The organism is Actinoallomurus acaciae (assembly GCF_042429965.1).
In the GTDB taxonomy this organism is placed as follows: Bacteria; Actinomycetota; Actinomycetes; order Streptosporangiales; family Streptosporangiaceae; genus Actinoallomurus; species Actinoallomurus acaciae.
Genome location: NZ_JBHLZP010000906.1, coordinates 1 through 1,942, shown reverse-complemented (window position 1 = coordinate 1,942; position 1,942 = coordinate 1). Strand labels below are relative to the sequence as shown.

Sequence of the window (1,942 nt, the reverse complement as noted above, 5' to 3'; positions counted from 1 at the left end):
GCCCGTGTCGGTGTCCGAACTGGTGTTTGCGGCCGGTGCATCGGCCTCGGTCGTGTTCGCGGAGGTACCCGCCCCGGACGGTGCGGTGTCGGTCGCCGCCGTCTCCGTCGTCGGAACCTTCGCCGCCGGGGATGCCGCCGGAGCCTCGGTCGCGGGAGCCGCCGGGATCTCGGCGGCCGGAGCGTCGGCCGCCCCGCTCTTCGCCTCTGCCTCGATGCGTTCGCGTACCCGTGTCGCCAGGTCGCTCACCATCCGGTTGGATACGTCGGCCATGATGCCGCGTCCGAACTGCGCCAGCCTGCCGGAGATCGTCAGGTCGGTCTTCAGCAGGACGTTGGAACCGCCGTCCGTCGGCTCCACGCGCATCGTCGCGGTCGCCTTGGCCGTGCCCGATCCGCGGGTGTCCTTGCCCTCCGCGACCAGTACCGCGACCCGTGCGGCCTCGTCCTTCTCGGTGATCCGGGCGGTCCCGGAGAAGGACGCCGTCACCGGGCCGAGCTTGATCTTGACCTTGCCCTTGTACCGGTCGTCGCCGAGGTCCTCGGTGAGCTCCGCGCCGGGAAAGCAGGTGGCGACGTTGTGCGGGTTCCGCAGGAAATCGAACACTCGATCCGGGTCGGCGTCGACGTCGAAGGAGTTCTCGATGATCATGGGGGTCCTTCCGGGGGAGAGAGGCCGTCGCCGGCGAAGCGGGGATCGTACCGCCGCTCTCCGGAGTCGTGACACCCGGGAGCACCGGCGCGAGGACTCCGGAAGGAGAGGACGTCGACAGGACGTTCAGCCATCGACGCGAGGTCCGGTGCCACGGCCCCGACCGAACGAGACGCGGACGGTCATCGTCGCGATCCCAGGGCCCCGTACGGCCTGCGCATGCTCACACTGCTGCGCGAGCAGCCGGGTATCGAGACCCACCTCATCGCGTCGCGCGCCGGGCGCATGCCCCTGCATCACAAGTGCGGGTCTCGGCCCGCGCCTCCGGAGACTCCCGCGACCGGGGCTCCCGGCGACGCCCCCGGCGGCGGAGGCTCCCGCAACCGAGACACCGGCGGACCGACGTCGCACCGTCGGAGGCGGGTACCTCTGCGGGAGGTGGGGGCGCTTGTCGACGTGGCGTACCGGCCGGGCAACGTCGGCATGGCCATCGCCTCCGGCCGGACGGTGTCGGTGTGGCCGTCGCCTCCGGGACCAGGTCGGCGGTGACCGATACCGCGTCGTCGGAGGCGGGTAGCTCTGTGGGGAGGTGGGGTCGCTTGTCGACGTGGCGTGCCGGTCGGGCGGTGTCGGTGTGGCCGGCGCCTCCGGGATCGGGTCGGCGGTGACCGGCGTCGTACCGTCGGAGGGGGGTACCTCTGCGGGGAGGTGGGGGCGCTCGTCGACGTGGCGTGCCGGGCGGGCGACATCGGCGCAGCCATCGCCTCCGGGACGGCGCGACCGATACCGCGCCGGGTCCTTCCCCGCCGACGCGATGGTGGTCGCACCCTGATCGGTCAAGACGCTCGGCGCGATCTCCTGCACCTACGCCGACGACCTGATCGGCCGGGCCGCCGACGTGTGCCTGAAAGAGAGACGCCCGGTGCCGCTCCTCGTCCGTGAGACGCCGATGCACCTCGGGCACCTGTGGGTACGACCTCGCGCCCTCGGTGCCCGCCTCCTACGCCCGGCCCGTCTCGATCGAGGAGATGGTCGACCACACGGTCCAGAGTGGGCATGCGCGAGCTCGCCCCGAAGCCCTGGCAGGGCGAGGTCGGCGGGCGCCCCGCCGACGGGTGAGCCGACGGCCCGATGTCTCGGAGCGCGCGCTCATCCGGCATGTCTCAAAGCCCCGCTGCTCGGCGCTCGCTGCGAACGGGGACTCCGAGACAGGCGCTAGTACTACATGCCTAGATCGCTCCTGGCGATCGGATCGTTTCTCTGCGTGAGCGGGTTGGGGTGTGTGACGGTG

The 1,942-nt window shown here is 71.7% G+C and carries 1 protein-coding gene; it reads right to left on the bottom strand.

What is annotated here, in order from left to right:
- Positions 1 to 651: SRPBCC family protein (locus tag ACFFNX_RS48745; protein WP_378213270.1), on the bottom strand; the 651-nt coding region annotated here is incomplete at its 3' end.
- Between the last annotated feature and the right edge of the window lie 1,291 nt (positions 652 to 1,942).